Here is a 17664-nt window from a genome sequence, read left to right on the forward strand (position 1 = left end):
CGCGCACGTCATCGCGTAAATCCCACTTCGATTAAATTTATCAATACAGCCAAAAGGAATATTTTGGTGCACTGCATATAACCACGTTAAAAAAATGGGTAAACTTCACGGCAACAAAGCATTCTTACAAAAGGAGCAAGCCGTGAATCGTTCTGTTCTCTTTTCCTCGATGCTGGCCCTGACCCTGGCAAGCCCCCTCGCCCAGGCCTACAAACAAGGCGACATCATCGTGCGTGCCGGCGCGATCATGGTCGATCCCACCGTCGGGGATTCCAGCGTTTCCTCCACGGCGACAGGCAAGATCCCCGGAGGCAAAGTCACCGTGGACAGCGACACGCAACTCGGCCTGACCCTGTCGTACATGATCCGCGATCACGTCGGCATCGAACTCCTCGCCGCGACGCCGTTCAAGCACGAGGTCGGTCTGAAAGGCCTGGGCGACCTCAACGGCAAGCTCGCGACGATCGAGCAACTGCCGCCGACACTCTCGCTGCAATACTTCCCGATGGATTCCTCGTCGAAGTGGCAGCCCTACGTCGGCGCCGGGATCAACTACACGACCTTCTTCAATGAAGAACTGACGAGCGCACGCAAGGCCGCGGGTTTCTCTCACCTCAATCGTAAAAGCTCGTGGGGCCTCGCACTCCAGGCCGGTCTCGACTACATGCTGACCGACAAGATCATCCTGAACGCCGCAGTGTGGCGGATGGATATCGACAGCGAGGCGACCGCGCGCCATTCCGACCTCGGCAGGGTCAAGGTCGACATCGACATCGACCCCTGGGTCTACATGGTCGGCGTCGGCTACCGCTTCTGACAGCCGGCGTCCCGGCTCACTTGCGAAACCACGGCGGCCGCCCAGCGGTCGCCGTTTTCATTTGTGCAGTGAGAATCTCGGCGCTCGTTCGGATCGCAATGCAGCACGAGCGCCCTTCCCGTTCCTTCCCGTTCCTTTCCGTTCCTTTCCATTTCGTACCGTCACCCGGTGCGCGCGCCATCGCGTTGCTCGCTGCAGTTTCCGCCCGAGTCGCAGCCAAAGCGGGCGCGCTGCGAAGCGCCGCGGCGATGCCGGTCCGCACACCCGAGATTCTGTCCCGCGTCGCTGCACCGCCCGGGTATACTCTCCGGCTTTCCCGATTTTCCGGAGTGCCGAATGGAAGCCGAACGCCTCAACGCCATCGCCCAGCAACTCGACGACCTGCGCGCTCGCGGTCGCGAACTCCGGAGGTATCTTTGACTACGACGAGAAATCGTCGAAGCTCGAAGAAGTAACGCGCGCCCTCGAAGACCCCGCAGTCTGGAACAACGCGGAGAAGGCGCAGGAACTCGGCAAGGAAAAGCGCCAGCTCGAAGACGTCGTGCATAACCTGCGCGACATCGAGCAGATGTCGATCGACCTGAAGGACCTCTTCGATCTTGCGCAAGCCGAGGACGACGAAGACACGCTCGGCGCGGTCGAGACCGATCTCGCACCGCTCGAAGAGAAGGTGCACACACTCGAATTCCGCCGGATGTTCTCGAATCCGATGGATCCGAACGCCTGCTTCATCGAGATCCAGGCAGGCGCCGGCGGTACCGAAGCGCAGGACTGGGCAGGCATGCTCGAACGCATGTACCTGCGCTACTGCGAGCGCAAAGGCTTCAACGTCGAGGTGATGGAAGAGTCGGAAGGCGAAGTGGCCGGCATCAAGGGTGCGACGATCAAGGTGAGCGGCGACTACGCCTACGGTTTCCTGCGCACCGAAACCGGCATCCACCGGCTCGTGCGCAAGAGCCCGTTCGACTCGAACGCGCGGCGCCACACGAGCTTCTCGTCGGTGTTCGTGTATCCGGAAGTCGATGACTCGATCGAAATCGACATCAACCCGGCGGACCTGCGCGTCGACACCTACCGCGCGTCCGGCGCCGGCGGCCAGCACATCAACAAGACCGACTCTGCGGTGCGCATCACGCACGAGCCGACCGGCGTCGTCGTGCAATGCCAGAACGACCGCTCGCAGCACAAGAACAGGGCCGAGGCGATGTCGATGCTGAAGGCCCGATTGTACGAACTCGAACTGCGGAAGCGTCAAGCCGAACAGCAGAAGCTCGAGGACTCCAAGAGCGACATCGGCTGGGGACATCAGATTCGTTCCTACGTCCTCGACCAGTCTCGGATCAAGGACCTGCGCACGAATTACGAAGTCGGCAATACCCAAGCGGTGCTCGACGGCGACCTGGACGACTTCATCGGGGCGAGCTTGAAGCAAGGGGTGTGAGATCGGGGCGCGCAGCGTTTCCTCGACCGGGAACGCTGCGCTCCATTGCCGGACATGCGCGGGTAACACGCAGTCGCTCGTGACGCGCGTTCCCGACCTCGGCTTCGAGAGATAGCGTTGCCGAACGTTCGGCAATCGAAGCGCGCGAAACGCGTCCGCCGAACGGACGGGCTCCGACCTCGCTTCGCCCCGGGGCGAACGTCATCGGGAGTTCCGGTCCGGTGCCGAGTGCAGACGCGGCGTAAACGCTCGCAGATCGCGCTAGTCCCGCCGCGCCCAAGGATGTGCCCCGACCCCATGGCTCACGGTGGGTCCAGCCACATCGCTTCACCTCTTCCGCCCCGACGCCGACGGCTCGCTTCCAACCACCGCACTCCTGATTCCGGCCTTCGCAACGCCCTTTTCCATCGATGATCGACTTCGCCGACTTCCTGGCTCCCGGCGTCGCCGCGGACGACGTGCCCGAACTCGCACCGCTCGCCGCCGCTGCACCGCTGATCGCTGCCTTCATCACGTTGTTCCGCGGCTCCGAAGCCGAAGTCCTGATGCGCCTGCTCGTGTTGCGCGAAATCGGCCAGGAGGCTGATGCGCCGCGCTGGTCCCCGGACGCGCTGCGCGGGCGCTTCACCTACCTCGACACGGTCAAGCTCGAAACCGTCCTCAAGCGGCTGCGCGACAACGCGCTGCTCGAATTCGCCGACGACGGCCTCTATCACCTGTCGGATCTCGGCCGCAATGCCGTCGCGGCAATCGCGATGCTGCTGCGTTTTTCTGCGGACGAAGACACCGAACTCGGCTTCCTGACCGCCCAGCTTGCCGGCCTGCAAGCGGTCGGCAGCGTGACCCCGGAAGCGCTCGGGCACCTGCTCTCCAAGCTCAACGACCTTACCTGGCATTTCGAGGAAGCGATCGCGTCGGGTTCCGAGTTCAGGATTCTGGCGTCACGCCGACGCCTCGCCGCGAACGAGCGCTGGCTCGCCCGCGGCACTGAAATCCTCAACGGCCTTCTCGCCGACCCGGACGTGTCGTTCGACATCGCCCGCGTCGCGCAGCGCATCGGCCTCGCACAATCACGGCTCGCGCGCGCCGATGCCGGTTTTCAACGCGCACTGAACAAGATCGAAGCCCAGCGCGTGACCCTCGGCGCCTCCGGTATTTCGTCGTCGGACGTCTCGGCCTGGCTGCGCCGGCTCGACGCCGCCCGTCTCGCGAGCCTTGCCGACAGCGCGCTGTCCATCGTGCCTGAATTGACCTTGCTCGCCGGCGGCCACGAACTCATCGACCGCGCGGAAACGGTCCTGTGCGACGAAGTCCGCGAGCGCGAGATCGACGTCGCGCTCCCCCCGCCCGACGCGCCGGACGCCGGCCTCGTGCCCGAGCAGGACGACCTCGCCCTTCTCGAGCATTTCACTCGTCGCCTGGACGACCTTGCCGATGCGGCGCCCCTCGGGGCTATCGTTGCCGGCGGGGGCTTCGCGCCGGCCGCCTACCGCCTGTCACTCCTCGCGCTGCTCGCCGACGGCGAGACCGCCATACCCGCGACCGGCCCGGTCGGCGATTTCATGCGTCTGGCGGTCGACGTCACGTTCGGCGACCGGCTCGTGCCGCTCGAGGAAGACGGAATCGCCGCGATTTCGGACGGCCACGTCACCCCCCGCACACCGCAAGCGAATGCCCCGGCCGCAGCATTGCCTCTCCTGGATGCCTGATGGAACACGAACTTCAATCCCTCACTGCCCGCCTGCTGGCGAACCGATGGCTGCCGCGAAACGACCGGATGGTGCGCCGCGCGCTCATCGATGAAAGCTTCCGCGTCGAACTCGACCAGCGGCTCGCCGCCGTCGGCCTGCAATTGCAGGACAACCCTTATGCCGGCCACGTTGCGGCAGCGCTCGCACCGGAGATGCTCGAACCGGTGTTCGGCGCGAAGCGCGAGTACGCGGCGAGCAATGCCGGTCTGACGCGCGACGAAATCGCACTGCTCGTGGTCGTCTGGGCGCTGATCGTGCTCCCGAAGCGCGAACGCCAGGTGACGCGGCGGGAGGTCGCCGACGACGGCCAGGGCGACATGTTCGGCGCGGAAAAGCCGGTCGCCCGCGGCGATTCGGTATCGGCCGGGCTGTCCGAAGCCTCGCTGATCGCCGACTTCGGACCGCTGCTCGGGGGCAAGACGAAGGTCAGGAATTTCATGCTCGGCAAGCTCGCGCGCCTCGGTTTCATCGAGCGGCGAAACGGCGTCGTGTTCGAAGGCCCGCTGCTCGATGTCGCGCTCGATTACCGCGTGCTCGCCGACCGGATCATCCACGGCACGCTCGCCGACGTGCTGTCGCGCGTCGGGCATGCGGTGCCCGACACGAACGCGTTCGAGCAAGCCGACGCGTTGCCCGATGAAGCCAGCGACGAGGACCCGTCCTGATGTTCCACATCAAGCAACTCGAATTGGTCCACTGGGACTATTGGCGCCGCTTCTCGCTGCCGCTCGATGCGCAGATCATCACGATCGTCGGGCCGAACGGATCAGGCAAGACGACGCTGCTCGACGCGCTGCGCACGCTCTTCGCGCTGCGCTGCTCGGGCAAGCGCGACTTCCGCCGCTACGTGCGCCGCGCCGAGCGCAGCTTCGCGTGGATCCGCGCCGTCGTCGCGAACAAGCCCGGCGCGAGCGGCCGCCGCCCGTTCTTCCCGTGCCTCAACGATGAAGTCACCCTCGCCTGCCGCATCCGGCGCGCCGGCGGCGAATGGACGCGTGACTACACGATCGTCGACGGCGACCAGCCGATCGAGGTGCTCGAACACGGCGACGACTGGGTCGGGCTGCGCGATTACCAGAGCCGCCTCGCTTGGGGCGGCCTGACGCCGGCGATCGCAAAAGTGTTGGCACTGGAGCAAGGCGACACCGACAAGCTGTGCGAATACTCGCCCAAAGCGCTGCTGGAACTCGTCTTCGACGTGTTCGGCGACAAGGAGGTGCTCGATAACTACGATGCCGCGCGCGAAGAACAGAAAAGCGCCGAACGCGAGCTCGACGACCTCGGGTGCGATCTAGATCGCGTGCGCGCGCAGGCCGAGGCCCGCCGGCTCGAAGCCGACAACCATCTGCAATGGAAGCAGCTCGCGGACGAGGCGCACGCGCTCGACGCCGAGATCGTCCCGCGACTCGAAGCGGCGGAACTCGCTCGCGCCGTCGTCGCCGAGCGCGAAGAGCTCGCACGTCAGCGCGCCGAACGCAGCACCAAACACGCGGAACGGCGGGCGGCGCGGGAGCGGCTGGCGCAGGTCGAGACCGAGAAGACCGCCGCCGAGGCGAAACGCACCGCGCTCCGCGCCGAGATGGGGGAGATCGAAGCCGCGCATCTGGGTGCCCACGACGAGGTGCGTGACTTGGAGAAACTCCTCGCCGAACGAGACGCGCTGCGCGCGGAGCTCGCCGCCGAACATGGCGCCGACGCGGTCGCGCTCGAACGCGAGCACGAGTCGGCCGAAGCGGCGCTGAGCGACCTGCGCCGGCGCGAGCGCGAACTCGTCGCCGCTTTCGAGGAGAAGACGCAGGCGCTGCGCAACGCTCACAAGCGCTCCGGTCCGCCGGCCGATCCCGAAATCGCACGGTTTCGCGCGGTGCTCGACCAGGAAGGCATCACGCACCGCGGCCTCGCCGACATCGTCGAAGTCACCGACGTCACGTGGCAGGCCGCGCTCGAAGCCGTTCTCCGGCCGTATCGCCATGTCGTGCTGCTCGAGCGCGAGTCCGATCGCCACCGCGCCTGGGCGCTCGGCGAGCGCGAGCGCTTCCGGCATTTCATCGTGCCCGAGCGCGAGCAGGCACCGCCGCCCGCAAGCCGCAGTCTCGCAGAGATCGTTCGCTTCGACGCACCAGCCCCGCGCTGGCTTGCCGACCTGCTGAACCGCATCCGACGGATCGACAGTGTCGACGCCGCGCGGGACTTGCCGCGCGACGTCGAATGGATCACGCGGGACGGCTACCACCGCGAGCGACGCGGCGCCCGGCACCTTGGCCGCCCGAACGAATTCCACTTCGGCGAGCTCGCGCGCCAGGCGCGCATCGAGCAGCTCGAAACCGACATCCGCGACCTTGACCGCCAACTCGCGGCCGTTCGACCGCGCGTCGCCGAAGCGGCCGAACGGCTCACCGGCTTGCGCCAGCGCCTGCTCGGCCTGCAGTCCGCGCAACTCCTCGCCGCGAAAGCGCAGGCCTATGCGGACGCCGACGCCGCACTGCCCGCCGCGCGGACTAGGCTGACCGCGGCGATCGGCGCGCGCGCCGAGACCCAGGGTCGCCTCGACGAACTCGGCGGCCGGATCAACGGCATCGTCATCGAATCGGACCGCCGCAACCGCGAATTACGCGCGCTCGCCGCACGCCTCGCCGAGCTCGAGCAGGAAACCGCGCCGCGCCGCCACGCACAGGCGGAACGCATCGTCCGCATGCGCCACGTCCGACGCGGTATGCCCGCTCGCTGGTGCGATCCGGGCGAGCTCGCGCTCCTCGCCGAGCGCTACGAAAACGCCGCCGCGGCTCGACGCGAACGCGACCGCCTGCGCACGCGCCTCGACCAGGGCGACTGGATCACCGATCCAACCGTGATCACGCTGTCAGACCGCCTTAAGGCCGACGTGACGCAGCGCGAGCGCGACTATCTGGACCGTCAGGGCTACTGCGCAACCGCCCGCCGCCTCACCGACGAAGCACGCAACGCCTACATCGCGAAGCTGCGCGCGACGGTAAGGCAATATGGCCGCAACCTGAAAACACTCGGCGAACTCGCGAACGTGGGCGTCGACTGCCCGCTCCCGATGCTCGGCACCGACGACCTGTCGCTCGGGCACGCCGGGCTCGAGGTGCGCTTCGACTTCGACCGCAAGGGCGCGGTCGGCCTCAACGACGGCGAAGCATCCGGCGGCCAGCAGGTGATGAAGTCGCTGATCCTGCTGATCGCGCTGCTGATGGACGACGCGCGGCCCGGGGGCTTCGTCTTCATCGACGAGCCGTTCGCGCACCTCGACGTCGCGAACATCGATCGCGTCGGCACCTTCCTGCGCGCGACCCGCGCCCAGTACCTGATCACCACGCCGGTCACACACAACGCCAACGTCTTCGCGCCGGCGCAGCTCACCCTCGTCACGCGAAAGAAGAAGCCCGGCGACGAATGGGCGCCGACGATCGGCGTGCTGGCGAGGGCGTCCGGTTGACGACTTGTCTTCCCGCGGCGCCGGGGCGAACGCGTGGAAAAGGGGTCGGTCGCTGACGATGAAGACGTTGCCGTCGCCGTCGACCACCTGCGCCACGGGTTGTGAAATCGCGTCGCGCGGCCTCGCCCCGTTCGAGTTCACCACGAATTATTTCCAGGATGTGATCGGACGCCCGGTGACGAGCGAAAAGGTGTAACCGAGTTCTCTGCGCTGGCGCGCCAGGGCGGCACGGTGTCCACTCCGCAAGCATGATGCGCGTATCATTGCCGGGCCGGCGGGTCGCGCCGCGCTGAGCCAGATGGGAGGATCCGAAATGCTCCATGACGTCATCCGCCGCTTCGTCCTCATTGCCGCGACGCTCGCGCTGGCGAGTCTGGCGGGCTGCGGCTACAACGATTTTCAGCGCCTCGACGAGCAGAGCAAGGCGGCGTGGGCTGAAGTTCTGAACCAGTACCAGCGGCGGGCGGACCTGATTCCCAACCTCGTCAGCACCGTCAAGGGCGAAGCGAATTTCGAGCAGGAAACGCTGACGCGCGTAATCGAAGCCCGCGCCCGTGCGACCTCGATCCAGGTCACGCCCGAAATGCTCAACGATCCGCAGGCAATGGAGCGTTTCCAGCAGGCCCAAGGCCAGCTCGGCGGCGCCCTGTCGCGGCTGCTCGCGGTCGCCGAAAATTACCCGAACCTCAAGGCGAACCAGGCGTTCCAGGATCTGCGGGTGCAGCTGGAGGGCACCGAGAACCGCATCACCGTCGCGCGCAACAAATACATTCAGACGATCCAGGAATACAACGTGCTCGCGCGCAGCTTTCCGACGAACCTGACCGCGATGATCTTCAACTACGATCCGAAGGTGGGGTTTACGGTCGAGAACGAACAGGAAATCTCGCGCCCGCCCACGGTCGATTTCGGCACGAACAAGCGCTGAACGACAGCTTCCGATCGCTGCACGACGCGCATCGAGGCACCCTTCCACAAATTCCCGGCGAGCCGCTGCGATGAATCGTCTGCACCTGCGATCCATACTGCCGTCAGGGGCCGATCGGTACCGCACCGATCGTCTCGGACGCTTCGCCGTCGACGGGCTTTTGCTCATTCTCGCGCGGCTCGTGCTCGTTCCGCTGTCGGCGGGCGTGGTGCACGCCCAGGCCGTGCAACCGGTCCCGTCGCTCACCGCGCGGGTCATGGACGAGACCGGCACGTTGGACGCGTCCCAGGTACAGGCGCTCGAAGCGAAGCTCGCGCAATTCGAGGCCGAGCGCGGCGCCCAAATCGTCGTCCTGATCGTCGCGACGACCGCGCCGGAGGACATCGCGGCCTACGCGTTCAGGGTCGCCGACGAATGGAAGATCGGCCGACGGCAGGTCGGGGACGGCGTGCTGATGGTTGTCGCGAAGGACGATCGGCGCGTGCGGATCGAAGTCGCCCGCGCACTCGAAGGCGCGATTCCCGACCTCGCCGCGTTCCACATCATCGACCGGGCGATCACACCCGCGTTCCGCAAAGGGGATTTCGCCGGGGGACTGAATGCCGGGGTCGAAGCGCTGATGGCCCGCATCCGGGGCGAAAATCTGCCGCTCCCCGAGCCGGAGGCAAGCCCCAGCGATTCCCTGACGCTCAGTGACCTTGCGGTGTTCCTGTTTCTCGGCGTACCTGTCGCGGGGGCGGTGCTCGTCGGGATGTTCGGACGGAAGATCGGTGCGCTGGCGACGTCCGGAGTCGCCGGCGTGCTGACCAAGCTGTTGCTCGGAAGTCTGCTGCTCGGGCTCGTCGTCGCCGTGTTCACGTTCGTTTTCGTGCTCGCGCTCGGCATCGGCGGTGGCCGCGGCGGAGGACGCGGAGGTCGCGGCGGCGGCTTCGGGGGCCCGATCATCTGGGGTGGAGGCAGAGGCGGAGGCGGCTTCCGCGGGGGTGGCGGATTCGGTTCGGGAGGCGGCGGCAGTTTCGGCGGCGGCGGCGCCTCGGGAGGCTGGTAGTCATGCCGCGAGAGATCGACATGGAGGGCCGGACGAGCAACACGACCGCTGGCCGAACGGAACACGCTGACGGACGCCTATCGAGATGAGGGCCGTACTGCAACGGATGCGTCATTTCTGGCTCGACGCCCGCGACGCCGAGCGCACGCTCGGCCCCGGAACGCTCGATCGGATCGAAGCACGCATCCGCGAAAGCGAACAGCGACACCGCGGCGAAATCTGCGTCTGTGTCGAGGCGAGCCTGCCGACAAGCTATCTATGGCGTCATCTGCGGCAGCGGATCCCGATGGAGCAGGTCGTGCACGAACGCGCCCTCATGCTGTTCAGCAAGCTCCGCGTATGGGATACCGAACTGAACAACGGCGTGCTGATCTACCTCCAACTCGCCGAACAACGCATCGAGATCGTCGACGACCGCGGCCTCGCGCGTTACGTGCCTGACGCGGAATGGGAAAAGACCCTCGCCGGCATGAGTGCGCGGTTCGGCGAGGGACGTTACGAAGACGGCCTTACCCGCGCCGTCGATGCCGTCACCGCCGCGCTGGAACGCCACTTTCCTGCCGACACTGGTGAGGGGCGGCCGCGCGAAAACCAGCTTCCGGACCGACCCGTCATCCGTTGAGGCACCGAATCGCGCGCGGCGTGGCGGCTTGTGCGCATCGGCGAATCGATCCGAGCAGCGGTCCCGGCTTTTCGGTAGGATGCGCGCATTCACGAAGCGCCCTCCCCGTCCATCGGCCCCGACCGCGCTTCGCCCGCCGCTCTACCTCTTTTCGCTCCCAGCGTGACTCCATGACTTCCCCGATCGAATCCTTCGCCGAACTCGACCTCCGTGCACCGCTGCTCGAAGCGCTGTCCGAAATCGGCTACGAAACGCCGTCGCCGATCCAAGCGGCGTGCATCCCACATCTGCTGGCCGGACACGACCTGCTCGGCGAAGCGCAGACCGGGACCGGCAAAACGGCTGCGTTCGCGCTGCCGCTGCTCGATCGACTCGACCTGACGGTGAAGAACCCGCAAGTGCTGGTACTGACGCCGACGCGCGAACTGGCGATCCAGGTCGCCGAAGCATTCCAGAGCTACGCGAAGAAGATGTCCGGTTTCCACGTACTGCCGGTTTACGGCGGACAGAGCATGGTCGTCCAGTTGCGCCAGTTGAGCCGCGGCCCCCACGTCATCGTCGGCACGCCGGGCCGCGTGATGGATCACATCGAGCGAAAGAGCCTGAACCTCGACGGCCTGAACGCGCTGGTGCTCGATGAAGCCGATGAAATGCTGCGCATGGGCTTCATCGACGACGTCGAGTGGATCCTCGAACACACGCCCTCGACGCGGCAGACCGCGCTTTTCTCGGCGACGATGCCGGACGCGATCCGCCGCGTCGCCCACCGCTATCTGCGCGAACCGCGCGAGGTCAAGATCAAGGCGAGCACGACGACGGTTGCGACGATTCGACAGAAGTTCTGCCAGATCGCGGTGGCGCACAAGCTCGACGCGCTGACCCGCATCCTCGAAGTCGAGGAGGATTTCGACGCCGCGATCATCTTCGTACGCACGAAAACCGCGACCGTCGAACTCGCCGACAAGCTCGAGGCGCGCGGGTACTCCGCCGCCGCGCTCAACGGCGACATGACGCAGCAGCTGCGCGAACGCGTCGTGGAGCAACTCAAGGGCGGACAGCTCGACATCGTCGTCGCGACCGACGTTGCCGCGCGCGGCCTCGACGTCCCGCGCATCAGCCACGTGATCAACTACGACATCCCGTACGATACCGAGGCCTACGTGCACCGCATCGGTCGCACGGGTCGCGCCGGACGCGCCGGCAACGCGATCCTGTTCGTCGCACCGCGCGAGATGCGGATGCTCAAGGTGATCGAACGCGCCACGCGCCAGCCGATTGAGGCGCTGCAGCTGCCGTCCCGCGAAGCCGTCGCCGACAAGCGCGTGGCCGCCTTCCGTCAGCAGGTCGCCGAAGTCCTCGAAGCGGAAGACCTCACGTTCTTCTCGGACGTCGTCGCCGGAATCGAGTCGAGCCACAAGGTGGATATCCACGACGTCGCAGCGGCCCTCGCCTTCCTCGCCCAGCGCGAACGCCCGTTGCAGTTGCCGGCCTCGACCGGACCCGACATCGCGCGAGTCGCGAGCTCGCGCGCCGAGCCCCGACCCGAGCGCGAGCCGCGCGAGAACCGCGAAAAAATCCTCGAGCGACGGCGCGAATTCTCGGAGGGGCACCTCCAGCGATACCGCATCGAGGTCGGCCGCAACCAGCAAGCGACGCCGAAAGACATCGTCGGCGCGATCGCCAACGAAGCCGGGATCGAAAGCCGCTACATCGGACAGATCAACCTGTACGAGGACTACAGCACGGTAGAATTGCCCAGCTCACTGCCGCACGACGTCCTCGACACGCTGCGACGGATCCGCGTAAGGCAGCACCAGCTGAACATCCGGCCGCTCGACGCGGACGAAGCGAAGCGGGACGCAGCCCGCCCGCGCTTCGGCGCGCGTCCGGACAACAAGGCCAGGCCGGGCGGAAACGCGGCGCCGAAGCGATACGGCAGCGCGCCCGGGAGCTTCAAGCCGGGCAAGGCGAAGCCGCGGAATCGCTGAGAACGCGATCTGGAGTTGTGGCACCAGGCGGAGTGCGCGCGCTGGCTCGAATAGCGCCGGGGACACGGGCGCCCTCGAGCCCCGGCGAAGTGCGACGAATCATGCGGCCGAAGGCATGATGGGGAGCGGTGCAGAAAGTCGCGACGCGAGGAAAGCCAGCTGGTGCCCGGGACGGGACTCGAACCCGTAAGCCGTTCGGCGGTGGATTTTAAGTCCACTATGGTTACCAATTTCATCACCCGGGCGGGGTCCGCAATTGTATCTCGCACGGTGCCGCAAGTAACTGCCGGCCGCATCGGCAATTTACGGCGAGGCCAATCGCCGGCGCGAAACGTTACAATCTCAGCATCTGCTGATTTGCGAGTTGTGTCGTCACGCGTCGGCAGCGGTCGTGCTGGTTTTCGTCAAGCACCGGGACGGGTAAGAGCCCGGCTCCCACGCAAATTTTCCAGGGTTTCCGTGTGATCGTTCTCAACCTCTGCTGCGACAACGAACATCTGTTCGAAGGCTGGTTCGCATCGGCTGACGCGTTCGAGACCCAGTTGGGGCGACAACAAGTGAGCTGCCCCGTCTGCGGCTCGGCTCAAATCGAACGTCGCCCGGCTGCGCCTTATGTCAACACCGGCTCGGGCGTTTCCCGTCAGCCCCCCGCCGCGCCGAATCCGATCCCGGTGAATGCCGACGCGCTGGCAGCGGCACTCGCGATGCTGCGACGTCTCGGCAAGGAGTCGGAGGACGTCGGCGAGCGTTTCGCGGAAGAAGCCCGGCGCATCCACTACGGCGATAGCGACGCGCGCAACATCAAGGGCAAGGCGACGCGCGACGACGTCGGGGAACTCCTCGACGAAGGAATCATGGTTCTTCCGCTCAGCCCGGATGACGACGAACTCCACTGAGGGCCTGCTTCCGCCGTGCAGCAGAAAACTGGAAATGCCGGCGTTTGTGTGTCGCGATAACGGGTAATCGATGAAATCGCGATAGGCGCTCGCGCCGACGCGGACCTCGGTCTCCGCCCGTCGGTCGAGTAGCACAGCGAAGGTGGCGTCAGTCCGCGGAACGGCGCGCCGACTTCGTACCATTGCAGCCCGACAGGCGCGGCTCGCTGTGCACTGGAGCGCAACGATTCAAGCCCCAGTCGGACGCCCGTAAACGAACAAGGGGAAAGTGCGTCAGCACCTTCCCCTTGAAAATCTGGAGCGGGAAACGAGTCTCGAACTCGCGACCTCAACCTTGGCAAGGTTGCGCTCTACCAACTGAGCTATTCCCGCATGTACTTGCAGACCCTTTGCACTTCCAGCGACGGCGCGGGTTTTTGACCGATTGCCGGCCGCTTTTTCCACCGCTCGACATCCGTCTGCGTTGTCGAGGCGCGCATCATGCCGCATGTCCGCGCTTTGTGCAAGCGTTCTTTGACGAGTTGTCCTTCAGCCTCGTTGACCGGCGTGCTCGGTCATGAACCGTGATCGTCCGTCCATGCGCTCCGCATGCCGATGACTCACTGCGGGAGCCGAAGCGGTTGGAACGAGATGCTACTGCGGCATGAGGAACGACGCGGCGTCGGCCATCGACTAAAGATCCCAGGGGCATCGCCGTTATCACTTACGTGATAGTCGCAAGTCTCGGGGCAGGACCTGCGTTCTCTTTCCTCTTCTCGTCTTCTTTACTCACCTTAGAAACCTCTTATGTCCCAATTGTCAGTCAAGGCAAGAATGCTCGTACTCGTCTCGGTGGCGGTCGCTGCGAGCGTGGTGATTTCCGTCAGTTCGTTGCTCGGGATGCGCGAACTGAGCGCGCTGCAACATCAAGGGCACGACCGGTCGGTCGATGCGCTGCACGCGCAGGAGGTCGCCGGCATAGCCGTGCGGCTTTACCGTGTCGTCGCGGATACCGTGATCAACCGGAACTTCGAGGAATCGAAGCGCGCGTGGGAGCAGACGAAGCGGCAGGCCACAGGGGCACTCGACCGGCTCGAAGCGAGCGTCGACACTGTCGACGAGCGCACGTGGGTCGCGGCCGTCCGCAAGGCGGAACAGGATCTGGCGAGGCTGCATGAAGGCGAGCTCCTTCCGCTGCTGCAGCAGCCGGAGCCGGACCTCGCCACAGTCCGCGCGCTCGACGAACGCATCGACACGCTCGTTTCAGCGATCGAAGCCGATCTCGCGAAAGTATCGGCGTCGTTCACTGCCGAGGCGGACGATGCCGATGCCGGCTTCGAGGCGGTCAGCGACGCGACGGTGCGCCGCAACGTCATCCTGGCGCTCGCTGCACTCATTGTCCTCGCGCTGGTCGCCGCGCAGATCGTTCAAGAACTGCTGAAGCAACTCGGCGGCGAACCGTCCTACGCTGCGAAAGTCGTCGCGCGCATCGCGGGCGGCGACCTGAGCTCGCGGATCGAAGTCGCCCCGGGCGCCGAACACAGCCTGCTCGCCAGCATGAAGTCGATGCAGGAGTCGCTCGCTGACCTCATCGGCCGCATCCAGGACAGCGCGACCAGGGTGTCCGCGTCGGCGATACAGCTCAGCAGCGCGGCCGAACAGGTGATGGCGGCGTCCCAGCAGCAAAGCGACTCCGCATCGTCGATGTCTGCAGCCGTGGAGCAAATGACCGTCAGCATCGGCCAAGTCGCGGACAGCGCAACTGACGCGAGCCACACGGCCACTCGCGCCGGCGAGCTGTCGGTCGACGGCGCCGCGGTCGTCAGGACCGCGGGGGACGAAATTCATCAGATCGCGGACGCCGTCGCCCGGACCGGTGTATTGATGGAAGCGCTCGGCGAGCAATCGAAGAAGATCACGATGGTCGTCAATGTGATCCGCGAAATCGCCGACCAGACAAACCTACTCGCGCTCAACGCGGCGATCGAAGCGGCGCGCGCAGGCGAACAGGGACGCGGCTTCGCCGTCGTGGCAGACGAAGTCAGAAAGCTTGCCGAGCGGACGTCCACCTCGACGACCGAGATTGCCGCGATGGTCGACTCGATTCAGCACAGCACCGCCGAGGCGACGCAGAGCATGTCTCGTGGCCGGGAACGCGTCGACAACGGCGTCGCGCTCGCAGGCGATGCCGGGCAAGCGATCGCGCGCGTGCAGGAGAGCGCCGGCAAGGTCGTGGTCGCGGTGACGGACATTTCCAACGCGCTCGAGGAGCAGCGCAGCGCGAGCACGCAGATCGCCCGGGGCGTCGAACACATCGCGCAGATGACGGAGGAAAGCAACGCCGCCACCGCTCAGATTGCCGAGGCGACCGGCCACCTGGAGCACCTCGCCTCGGCGCTCGCGCAGATGACCGAGCGCTTCCGCCTCGCTGCGGCGCGCTGACCTTCCGATCCATCCACGGCGTTCGATATCGCCCACCTCGTCACGGGCATCCGCCGATTGCGATCTCGTCCTCGGGATAGGCGCGGAGTTACAATGCCGCCTTTGCTGCACTGCGGAGCGCCCAGATGCCCCTTGCCCAAACCGAGAACCTGAACATCCTCGCGACCGATCACATGCCCTCTCCGGAGGAGATCAAGTCGCGCGTGCCGCTGACCGAAGGGGCCGCCGCGACGGTGCTCGCCGGCCGTCGCGCGCTTGACGACATTCTCGACCGCAAGGACAACCGCTTGTTCGTCGTCGTCGGACCGTGCTCGATCCACGACCCGGTCGCGGGCCTCGACTACGCGCGCCGCCTGAAGGCGCTCGCCGACGAGGTCGCCGAGACGATGGTGCTGGTGATGCGGGTGTACTTCGAGAAACCGCGCACGTCGACCGGGTGGAAGGGCTTCATCAACGACCCGTACATGGACGATTCCTTCCGCATCGACGAGGGCATGGAGAGGGCGCGTCGCTTCCTGCTCGACGTCAACGAGATCGGCCTGCCGGCGGCCACCGAAGCGCTCGACCCGATCGCCCCGCAGTATTACGGCGACCTGATTTCCTGGACCGCGATCGGCGCGCGAACCTCCGAATCGCAGACCCACCGCGAAATGGCGTCCGGTCTGTCGACGCCCGTCGGCTTCAAGAACGCGACCGACGGCGACCTCGAAGTCGCGATCAATGCGATCGTGTCCGCGTCGCATGCTCACAGCTTCCTCGGCATCAACAAGCAGGGCAAGTCGGCGATCCTGCGCACGCGCGGCAACCGCTATGGCCACGTCGTGCTGCGCGGTGGCGGCGGCCGTCCCAATTACGACACGGTGTCGATCTCGCTCGCCGAACAGGCCCTCGCAAAGGCCAAGCTCCCCGCGAACATCGTCGTCGATTGCTCGCACGCGAACTCCTGGAAGAAGCCCGAACTGCAGCCGCTGGTGATGAAGGACGTCGTGCACCAGATTCGCGAAGGCAACCGCTCGGTCGTCGGCCTGATGATCGAAAGCTTCATCGAAGCGGGCAACCAGTCGATCCCCGCGGACTTGTCGCAACTGAAATACGGCTGCTCGGTCACCGACGCGTGCGTTGGCTGGGAGACGACGGAAGACACGCTGCGCAAGGCCGATCAGGTGCTGCGCGAAGCGCTGCAACGCCGGAGCGCGTCCGCATGAATCTCGTCGTGCAGGGCGAGGATGTCGATTCGGTCGCCCTGAAGAATCTCGCGAAGCTCTGCGGCGCGAGCGCAATCGAACAGATCACGCCCGAAGCATTCCGCCTGCTTGCGATGCACGGCAGCGACCAGATCGCGGGCTTGTGCGCCGAGGCGCAGCTTGACTGGGCCTGGGTACCGAACGGACGCAAACTCTCGGATTTCGGGCTTTTCGTCACCGACATGGACTCGACGCTGATCAACATCGAGTGCATCGACGAAATCGCCGACATGCAGGGCTTGAAGACGGAAGTCGCCGCGATCACCGAAGCGGCGATGCGCGGCGAGATCGATTTCAGGGAATCGCTGAAGCGACGCGTCGCCCTGCTCGCGGGGCTGTCCGAATCCGCGCTCGGCGAGGTCTACGAACAACGGCTGCAACTGAACCCGGGCGCCGAGCGCTTGCTGCGCGGACTGAAGGCGGCCGGGATTCACACGGTGCTCGTCTCGGGTGGCTTCACGTATTTCACCGATCGCCTGAAGGTGCGGCTCGGCTTCGACGAGGCACACGCGAACGTGCTGGAAGTCCGCGACGGGCGGCTGACCGGCCACGTCGTCGGCCCGATCGTCGATGGCGACGCGAAAGCTGCGCACTTGCGGCAGGCGCGCGAGCGGCTGGGGCTTCGGCCCGAGCAGGTGATCGCCGCCGGCGACGGCGCGAACGACATCCCGATGCTCACCGAAGCCGGCTTCGGCATCGCCTACCGCGCGAAGCCGATCCTGCGCCAGGCGGCCGATTGTCGGCTCGATCACGTCGGGCTCGACGGTGTGCTGAATCTTTTCCGGTAGCCGTTTCGCGAGCTTCGGTCCATCGAAGGCGGGGCCACCTTGGAAAAGGCCCTCACCAAGGTTCCCCGTCACGCATGAGAAGCGGGCCGCTCCGAGTCCAGCCCGCGCCGCGTCCCCTTCCACTAGGAGTCTGCGCGGCAGAAGCCAAGCGTCGGTGAGGTAAGCCCTCCCTGGCGTGTCGGGGCCGGTAGACTGTTGAGATGACGAGCTATCTGCCCTATTGCCCTCAGCAGCAGATGCTGCTGCCCCAGGCGCTGCAGGAG

At 65.9% G+C, this 17664-nt stretch carries 13 protein-coding genes and 2 tRNA genes; 13 read left to right on the forward strand and 2 right to left on the reverse strand.

The genetic code is table 11. The annotated features are described in order from the left end of the window. Window positions 1-142: 142 nt before the first annotated feature. The 9 genes from ROZ37_RS15345 (at window position 143) to ROZ37_RS15385 (ending at window position 12052) form a co-directional block, all read left to right on the forward strand. Complete coding sequence (locus tag ROZ37_RS15345; protein WP_312660568.1) at window positions 143-817, forward strand: OmpW family outer membrane protein; 675 nt, start codon at window positions 143-145, stop codon at window positions 815-817. Between the two features lie 336 nt (window positions 818-1153). Next, a protein-coding gene (gene prfB / locus ROZ37_RS15350; RefSeq protein ID WP_312660570.1) for a peptide chain release factor 2 occupies window positions 1154-2258 on the forward strand; the annotation gives its coding sequence in 2 pieces (ribosomal slippage) (window positions 1154-1234 and window positions 1236-2258; 1104 coding nt in all). Between the two features lie 410 nt (window positions 2259-2668). Continuing rightward, window positions 2669-3967, forward strand: coding sequence for a hypothetical protein (locus tag ROZ37_RS15355; RefSeq protein ID WP_312660572.1), 1299 nt, complete (start codon window positions 2669-2671; stop codon window positions 3965-3967). Beyond that, on the forward strand, window positions 3967-4674 hold the full coding sequence (locus tag ROZ37_RS15360; protein ID WP_312660574.1) for a hypothetical protein: 708 nt from the start codon (window positions 3967-3969) through the stop codon (window positions 4672-4674). The genes ROZ37_RS15355 and ROZ37_RS15360 overlap by 1 nt, the downstream gene beginning before the upstream one ends. Next, a complete protein-coding gene (locus tag ROZ37_RS15365; protein ID WP_312660576.1) occupies window positions 4674-7466 on the forward strand; it encodes an AAA family ATPase in 2793 nt (930 codons plus the stop codon). Before ROZ37_RS15360 ends, ROZ37_RS15365 begins: the two co-directional genes overlap by 1 nt. Before the next feature lie 313 nt (window positions 7467-7779). Further along, window positions 7780-8394 (forward strand): LemA family protein, encoded by a 615-nt coding sequence (locus ROZ37_RS15370; protein WP_312660579.1) that lies wholly within the window; start codon window positions 7780-7782, stop codon window positions 8392-8394. Between the two features lie 70 nt (window positions 8395-8464). Further along, complete coding sequence (locus tag ROZ37_RS15375; RefSeq protein WP_312660581.1) at window positions 8465-9442, forward strand: TPM domain-containing protein; 978 nt, start codon at window positions 8465-8467, stop codon at window positions 9440-9442. Window positions 9443-9527: 85 nt separating this feature from the next. Beyond that, the gene (locus ROZ37_RS15380; protein ID WP_312660582.1) at window positions 9528-10064 is read left to right on the forward strand and encodes a TPM domain-containing protein; all 537 of its coding nucleotides are present in this window, start codon (window positions 9528-9530) and stop codon (window positions 10062-10064) included. A gap of 170 nt (window positions 10065-10234) precedes the next feature. Then, window positions 10235-12052 (forward strand): DEAD/DEAH box helicase, encoded by a 1818-nt coding sequence (locus ROZ37_RS15385; protein WP_312660583.1) that lies wholly within the window; start codon window positions 10235-10237, stop codon window positions 12050-12052. A gap of 160 nt (window positions 12053-12212) precedes the next feature. Here the strand turns inward: ROZ37_RS15385 and ROZ37_RS15390 are convergent. Continuing rightward, window positions 12213-12297: transfer RNA gene (locus ROZ37_RS15390), tRNA-Leu, on the reverse strand. A 216-nt stretch (window positions 12298-12513) separates the two neighbouring features. On the opposite strand from ROZ37_RS15390, the gene ROZ37_RS15395 reads away from it, so the two are divergent. Next, entirely contained in the window at window positions 12514-12948 is a 435-nt protein-coding gene (locus tag ROZ37_RS15395) for a DUF1178 family protein (protein WP_312660584.1), read from the forward strand. 296 nt (window positions 12949-13244) lie between these two features. On the opposite strand, the gene ROZ37_RS15400 is transcribed toward ROZ37_RS15395, so the two are convergent. After that, window positions 13245-13320, reverse strand: a tRNA-Gly gene (locus tag ROZ37_RS15400). A gap of 441 nt (window positions 13321-13761) precedes the next feature. Between ROZ37_RS15400 and ROZ37_RS15405 the strand changes: the two genes are divergently transcribed. The 3 genes from ROZ37_RS15405 (at window position 13762) to serB (ending at window position 17401) form a co-directional block, all read left to right on the forward strand. After that, entirely contained in the window at window positions 13762-15369 is a 1608-nt protein-coding gene (locus ROZ37_RS15405; RefSeq protein ID WP_312660585.1) for a methyl-accepting chemotaxis protein, read from the forward strand. A gap of 125 nt (window positions 15370-15494) precedes the next feature. Next, the gene (locus ROZ37_RS15410) at window positions 15495-16574 is read left to right on the forward strand and encodes a 3-deoxy-7-phosphoheptulonate synthase (RefSeq protein WP_312660587.1); all 1080 of its coding nucleotides are present in this window, start codon (window positions 15495-15497) and stop codon (window positions 16572-16574) included. After that, the gene (serB, locus tag ROZ37_RS15415) at window positions 16571-17401 is read left to right on the forward strand and encodes a phosphoserine phosphatase SerB (RefSeq protein WP_312660589.1); all 831 of its coding nucleotides are present in this window, start codon (window positions 16571-16573) and stop codon (window positions 17399-17401) included. The genes ROZ37_RS15410 and serB overlap by 4 nt, the downstream gene beginning before the upstream one ends. The last annotated feature ends 263 nt before the right edge of the window (window positions 17402-17664 follow it).

It is taken from the genome of Aromatoleum sp. (genome assembly GCF_032027225.1).
Taxonomy (GTDB): domain Bacteria; phylum Pseudomonadota; class Gammaproteobacteria; order Burkholderiales; family Rhodocyclaceae; genus Aromatoleum.